Here is a 6,575-nt window from a genome sequence, read left to right as displayed (position 1 = left end):
GAGGCAGTAGTGACCAAAGTCGTCCTCGAAGAAGAAAATAAAACTGTCAACGCTGCATAGGTCAGGCGACAACTAGCTTGACACGCGCCGGATGTGAGGCTGTGAGGTTACTGTATAGGATGATACTAACCTGCAAGAGAAACAGAAAGGAAGAAATATGTAACTCTGCTTTAGGCATCATAGCTTATGTAAAATCATTCCGTGGGATTTGCGATGCAGAGTTGGTTGATAATAAAGCCTACATTGAGCGAAAACACAAGTTGCGTCCTGATCTTAATGATATACTGTTGCGCGAGTCGATAATAGCAAGCCAAGATACACTAAGGAATAAGCAACAAGAAAAGATCCGAAAGTCAGATAAACTGACAAATATGATGCTAGCGATACTTACAACTGTCCTTTCAGTAATAGGTATTTTACAAATAACTGAGATTACATATGGAAAAAGCGACATAAGTGTTTTTTATATATTTTTGTCATGGGTTGTGTTAACACAGCCATTGATATGCCTAATCAGTCTTGGCCTAATCTCGTTTTTTTTCGCTGAGAGATGGGGGATTGTTTCATTTAAGCCGAGACCAAACTTATACCGAGTTATAGTAACGCAAGATCAGAGGCCAATGGAGAGGGCTCTGAACATGCTTGGCCTCATCATTGCCGTGGTGACGATCCTTCTTATTGCTTATATGGATGAAATTGTTGCAAGTTTTCTCTTACTTTTAAACCACTTCAGTATCTGCTCGCCCTAGACGGCAAGGTCTTCTTTACCTTTCAAAGAAGGATGACAATCACTGATAGCCTCTTTATTCATCCATCCAGTCGATACAGAATCTTCTGGCAAGTGGTGTCTGGATAGGACTAAAGCGATGCAAAAAGGGTTTTTAAGGCCTAGACCTCATCCGGCTACGGGCTAGTTCGCATCGCCGCTTTACTATGGAGTCGGTGCGAGTGAAAAATTTCTCTTTTTGTGTCAGCCCTGCGTCTATTCAAACTTGACTCTTTCCCTGCTCCTAGGATCAAGCCGTCTTCCAACCAGTTCTTCGACAATTTCACGTTCTCGTTTCATGCCAACGCCCATCACATAACATATCGCGCTTTTGACTCCCCTCTTTACTGAGACGCCAATACTTTAGATCGAACAGGTCCGTCATCTCAGAGTACCAGAAGGGGATTATGCCCAGATCCTTGGAGAGATCTGTCCTTCCAAGGCCATTTTGGACGCAGTAACCAAGGAAATTGTCAGGGTACGGGTCAAAAAGACGCATCACTCCTGAAAAAATGAGATATTGCTCCTTCAGTCGAACGTCCTCCAGTTCACGTACTTTTTGCTCCCACGGAAGATCGCGTAGCTGATGTTGCATGATTTCGTGGTCAATCAACCCCATCTTTTTGTCCCAAAAATAAGCGGCCTTACATAGGTGGTGAACTATCCTAAAGAAGAGGAAGGAGTAAACCGGGATGCCTTTGAGTATGAGGAAACCGTTGTCTAGGATCTCATAAATCTTCTTGATCGCGGTCAACCCATAGGACGCCTGAGGGATGACCTCCACTTCAGCTTCCGTGAGTGGAGATCCGCAGAGGTCACAATTGGGGAAGTCGCCAACTTGCGGCCTACGGTAAGGTGTCACTGGAGACTCGCACCGTGGGCATCGGTCCAATAGAAAGCACCGGTGTTTTAGGCATGCTGTGGAGAAAGAAAGCCTCCACTTCCTTCGAACATAGGGGGTGGCATCCTCTTTGAGACACATCGGGCAGAATCTCCAGGCGGGAAGCCGGCACCGGCGCCCCCTCATGCCTGCCCGGTTTACGAAAGGCGTCTCCTTGGTTTTAGGAAATGCTTCTTCGAATAGGTACCCTTCATAGCTTTTTAGAGTCAGCAGATGCAGTTTGCAGACAGGAAGTCCACTCTTGTCGGATAATGCGCAGAGGACTGATGGGGTTGCTTGTAGGTCGATGTCGGCCGACCATAGCTTATTACGGGTCTCTGGCAGGTACAGGTTCGTGAATGTGCAGGGCATGGTGTGGTGCAAGAGTGCTAAGCGGATAAGCCAAGAGCTGAGAAGTTCATCCTCCTCCGGGCGTAGGTGGAGAGGAAATTTGGAGGCCTGGTATCTGGTCCTGCTATGTACTTTGAAGACGAGTTTGGTCATTCACGCTCTCACAACCGATGGTTGCCGTTTAGAGGAAGGGGTAAAGTCGCATTCTTTAATTTCCTTCTTCGTGATCTTCTCGGACCCTTTCTTGATTGCCATAATTGCGGCCTGACCAACCAAATCAACGAAGTCACCGATACACCCACTTTCGGCTCGATCGAAGATCAATCCAGAGATGTCGGGTGCTGCTAGAAATGACCCTTGCTGTAAGGGCAAGGTCAACTCAAGCCGCGCTAGAAACCGCTGAAACTCTGTGCCGTAGTTCCAGCGTGAGAGGATTTCAGGTTTAAACCTGCTGGCAAACTGAGTGTCGCTGCTGGTGACGTATTGTGCTTCCATGGTGCCGACCAAAACGATAGGGATTTGCAAATCGTTATGGAGGCTCTTGATTGCGTTCATAAAGACCCGCTGCTTAATGCCCGAGCCACTCAGGGCGTTTGCGAACTCGTCAAGAATCATCATCCGGACGCCCATTTTCTCAAATTGGTATTTGACCTCCGACAGTTTCTTTTCAGGCTTGTCGCTGTAGCGAAAGGGGATGGCCAGATCTGTGAGGATCTCGTCGTACAGCCGCCCTTCGTCAGGCTCCGGAGGGCAAGATGGCAGATAAAAGACTGGACAGGCGCACTCATAAACTCCATCAGTAGCTGGATGTCGATCCCAAAAATGGCGAACGAGGCTAGTCTTTCCGCAGTGCGAATCGCCACAAATTAATAGGCTCGGCTGTCTGATCTTCGAGGGCATTTCGAGCAGGCTCTCTAACTTAGTAAGAAGCCGGTCCGCCTGGTCGTAGGGGAGCCACCTGTCCTCGTTAATATAGCTGATTCTGTCGTCGGCACTTGCCTCAAGTAAAGCCTTTGCTGCGGGCAATAGCCTGGCTACATGCTGCTGATCGCTCATCATTCGTCACCTTCAGTGGGAGTTTTTTTCACCACTACTCCTTGGAGAAGAGAGGTGTCATCGTAAAAGCTCAAGATATCTTCGAGGTTTTCCTCGCGACGTGCGGGAGGAGGCGACCTCTTGAACTCCTCCGAGACAGGGACCTCTTTCTTACGCCTCCGTTCCGCCTCACGTTCCCTCCGCGCCTGTTTCGTTTTTGCTATCGCTTCATCCCGAATACTCAAGCGTTCGGCGTGCGCCTCGAATATCTGAGCTTCGTTCGGATCATTGATCCCCTTCTCTTTGCATCGTCTCTTTGACGCCTGCAGTTCCCAAACACTCATCGGCGGTCTGGTAAGGTCCTTGTACGGAATGGGAACAAACCTGCTCTCCCCGGGATCGAAAAAGTAGAGGGGGGCGATTCGTCGAGGATCTCTCTTAAACATGAACTTACGCGCCTTGCCATGCTCATTTTTCGTGTCAACCCAGTTCCGCAGCACATCATGAAAGTAGACGATTTTATCGAGTTCGACTCCCTGGCGCTGGACTGTGCGGTGAAAGGACGGGAGTAGGAATAGCTTTAGCCGCTCCTGGTCCTCCACGATGTCGGGAAGCCCAATGCCTGGCACCCGGTCATCTCCTAAAATTCCAAGTTCGTACTTCTCCCTCGGACACATCCCCAGTTCAGAGTGGACCTTCTCGTGATATTCCTTGGTGATTAAGATAGTCAGCCAACGCTCAATCTCGTCAATGGTGTAGCAGGCCTTCCCCTCCGAATCGTATTCACCGCGGATCCCAATGTTCGAGAACGTGCTGCCTGGCTCGTTATGGATCTGGTCGTTGAGGGTTTTCGCCAATCGCTCGATGTGCCCTCCATACTCAGGCGTTGCAACAGGGCGCCAGCTGACTTCCACCAGGTATTCTTCCTGGAACGGGATAAAGTCCTCAGCGCGGAACTCTCCTGCGTTGTCCATAAACAGGGTTCTCATGATGCCAAAGGCATTCCAGTCGGCGTCTACCCCCACGTCCTGCAAAAACCGCTGTTTAGGTAAGATACAGTGAGAAATAAGCTTGCCGACCGAGTAAATGCTTGGGGTGTCCAGGGAGATGGCGAAACCGAGCACGAGCCTGCTGAACACATCGATCGCAAGCGATAGGTAGGCCCTGCCCACCGGTAAGCGATCTTTTTCGTCAACGATGATGATGTCCAGAGGCGTGTGGTCGATTTGCACGACGTCCAGAGGACGGTTCGCATCTGGGAACGTGCCGCCGGCGGTGGGGCGTCGAGCTCCACGTCTGCGCCCTTTTTTTCGAGCCAGTTTCTTCTCAGCAATGAACGCAGCCACTCGATGTTCAACCGTCGACCATGATGGCGGTTTTAGCCCTGCAGCTCTGCAGAATTTGGTGATGTCGGTCCTGAGGGAGGAAACAGAGAGCTTAGTGATGTCCAGAAGGCCAGACGCCAGAATAGATTCGAAGTGGTACCTGATAATGTCATCAACCGCCTTAGAAACCCGGTGCTTTCCTTTCCCGCCGCGGCATTTGAATTTGGGGATAAGAGATGCCGGGCTACGGGTCTCGTTGAAGAGTCGGATGAGCCTATAAAGGGTCGTGAAGTGTACCATGCTTAGCCGCCAGGTCCTCCACTTCTTTCCGGGAAAGATTCTGTTGAAGCGCTGGCTTGATCATCGCAAATCTCTGAAGGGCTGTGGCTTGCTGTTCTGGAGGAAAACAGTCGAGAGGTGTTTCGGGAGTGGAGGTTTCGCTGCTTTGGGAGGACAGATCATCTAGTTTAAGGACCCGGACCTCTCCATTGATGAGGTTTTTTGCCTTGACCATGCCGAAGCCGACAGGTCCGACAATCTCATAACCAACAGAACCGCAAAATATGAGGCTTCCCGCTTTAAGAGAAATCGTTCTAGCCATTCGGTCTCCTCAAAATTGTATTGTAATCAATAGGTTTGTCGAGATTGGCCACGATCTTACCTAGAAAAAGCAGGTGATAGATGCTTGGCATGAAACAACTTTGGCTTATTCGGTCAGAGGCTAAGAGATGTAAAAGATCCTTTAGGGGCAGTGGGCCGTGGACTTTTAGGGCCTGGACGATAAACCGCCTCTTCGTGTCAAAGTAACGCGGGACCTTTCCGAACCTGTAAATCAGACGATAGTTATCCAATATGCCGTCATAGATATCTTTGTCTGTGGCTATGACAAATTCTAACGAATGGTCACACGCATAGGCCCTGGCGAGTGAAAACCTTGGCTCGAGTTCCGCTGCCTTTTCAATGAGTTCGCTCTGGAACTTCACCTCGACAAGTCGGTGCGCCTTTCCAGGATCCAGAAATTTGATGAGGCAATCCGGAGTGTAGCTGACGGACTTGCCGGCAACTACCCCTGCGAGCCGTATCGGTTGTTCCTCGTAGGACGCAATGCTTTTGTCAAACTCGAGGCGAAGGTAGTAATCACGCTCAAGCTTCGATTCGTAGCCGATACATCGCCCATTAATGATGCTGGGGAACCTTCCGGAGATGGATCGAAAGGTTTTCGGAATCCGCCGGACCGGCACTGTGACCTCCTGTTAGGGGTGTTGAAGCTCCAGATAACGAGTATCGCCCTCTGGAGTAAATCTGCCAATCCTCTTCGGCAGTTATCCTAACTTCTGAAGGGAGCTTTTGTTGATTGATTAGCAATATTTAACTTGGCAGGTATCCTAGTGTAACGTAGAAATTGCCGAAGGGGGTAGGAGCCTATACGGCCTGGATGTCCAAGGAGTGATGAAGGGCTTTCGTGCGATCGTTACGAGGAGGAATCACAATGGCGGAAAAGGCGGAAAAGATAGCTGGCTTAGTCGTTCTCGGCGGAATTTGGAAGGTGCCGACAGTCGATGAGGAACCAGAAATCGTTCTGGTGAGATGGCAGGTTTTCGAAGAGACCGACGGCCCACAGGTGGGCGCTCGTCATCTGGTTGGATATAACGAGTCAGCGCTGGAAGGAAGGGTCAGCACAGCAATCGTCGGATACAATCCACAAACAAAGGTCTGCAAAACAACGTCAGGACGTACTTATTACTTGAAAGGGCCTTCTGGTGAGGACCCTGATGGAATCTATGTTTGGAACAGGTGGTCTAGGGGAGTCGGAATAAAAGACTTTCGTAATGTTTCAAGCGAGTTCATCTGAGTTCACAGCTTTAGAGCTGCGTATTCCGGTCGATTGCGACCGGCATTCCGATCTGATTGCGACCGCTGTTCCGGCGTGATCGCGACCGGCATTCCGCTGGGATTGCGACCGGCGTTCCGGAGCATTGCGACCGGCTGATTCAAGTAGTCGCGAGGTAACTCAAACGGTATCGTACACCTCACTTCACGAGGGAGGGCACGATGCCAAAGGAAAGAGTTACCATGCGAAAAGTACGAGACATCCTCCGCCTTGTCTGGGCCTGCGGCCAGAGCAGGGCTTCCGTATCAAAGAGCTGCGGCGTCAGCAAGACCACGGTCACCGACACCGTCAGGCGCGCAGTCACGGCAAAACTGTCGTGGCCCCTTC

At 50.3% G+C, this 6,575-nt stretch carries 6 protein-coding genes and 1 pseudogene; 1 reads left to right on the top strand and 6 read right to left on the bottom strand.

Features of this window, described 5'->3' with window-relative positions:
• Positions 1-1,049 precede the first annotated feature (1,049 nt).
• From K419_RS24185 to K419_RS0118415, 6 genes and pseudogenes are all read right to left on the bottom strand, one after another.
• Positions 1,050-1,520: a hypothetical protein gene (locus K419_RS24185; RefSeq protein ID WP_226377738.1), complete on the bottom strand. Its 471-nt coding sequence runs from the start codon at positions 1,518-1,520 to the stop codon at positions 1,050-1,052.
• 198 nt (positions 1,521-1,718) lie between these two features.
• Positions 1,719-2,150, bottom strand: a pseudogene (locus K419_RS24180) (TniQ family protein); the annotation flags it as partial.
• Positions 2,151-3,053, bottom strand: a complete 903-nt coding sequence (locus K419_RS0118425; protein WP_226377737.1) for a TniB family NTP-binding protein — start codon at positions 3,051-3,053, stop codon at positions 2,151-2,153.
• Positions 3,053-4,657 (bottom strand): transposase family protein, encoded by a 1,605-nt coding sequence (locus tag K419_RS22375; protein WP_226377736.1) that lies wholly within the window; start codon positions 4,655-4,657, stop codon positions 3,053-3,055. Before K419_RS22375 ends, K419_RS0118425 begins: the two co-directional genes overlap by 1 nt.
• Positions 4,632-4,958 (bottom strand): hypothetical protein, encoded by a 327-nt coding sequence (locus K419_RS24175; RefSeq protein ID WP_226377735.1) that lies wholly within the window; start codon positions 4,956-4,958, stop codon positions 4,632-4,634. The genes K419_RS22375 and K419_RS24175 overlap by 26 nt, the downstream gene beginning before the upstream one ends.
• A complete protein-coding gene (locus tag K419_RS0118415) occupies positions 4,951-5,598 on the bottom strand; it encodes a TnsA endonuclease N-terminal domain-containing protein (RefSeq protein WP_026842841.1) in 648 nt (215 codons plus the stop codon). Before K419_RS0118415 ends, K419_RS24175 begins: the two co-directional genes overlap by 8 nt.
• 248 nt (positions 5,599-5,846) lie before the next feature.
• On the opposite strand from K419_RS0118415, the gene K419_RS22370 reads away from it, so the two are divergent.
• The gene (locus K419_RS22370) at positions 5,847-6,209 is read left to right on the top strand and encodes a hypothetical protein (RefSeq protein ID WP_051293111.1); all 363 of its coding nucleotides are present in this window, start codon (positions 5,847-5,849) and stop codon (positions 6,207-6,209) included.
• The last annotated feature ends 366 nt before the right edge of the window (positions 6,210-6,575 follow it).

It is taken from the genome of Citrifermentans bremense R1 (assembly GCF_000426865.1).
Classification (GTDB): domain Bacteria; phylum Desulfobacterota; class Desulfuromonadia; order Geobacterales; family Geobacteraceae; genus Geomonas; species Geomonas bremensis.
Note: the sequence above shows the minus strand (reverse complement) of the source record. Positions and strands in the feature narration are given on the sequence as shown.

Excerpts from the sequence above, each read along its gene's own strand:
- K419_RS0118425 (WP_226377737.1), bottom strand. The coding sequence starts at position 3,053 with ATGAGCGATCAGCAGCATGTAGCCAGGCTATTGCCCGCAGCAAAGGCT.
- K419_RS22375 (WP_226377736.1), bottom strand. The coding sequence starts at position 4,657 with ATGGTACACTTCACGACCCTTTATAGGCTCATCCGACTCTTCAACGAG.
- K419_RS24175 (WP_226377735.1), bottom strand. The coding sequence starts at position 4,958 with ATGGCTAGAACGATTTCTCTTAAAGCGGGAAGCCTCATATTTTGCGGT.
- K419_RS22370 (WP_051293111.1), top strand. The coding sequence starts at position 5,847 with ATGGCGGAAAAGGCGGAAAAGATAGCTGGCTTAGTCGTTCTCGGCGGA.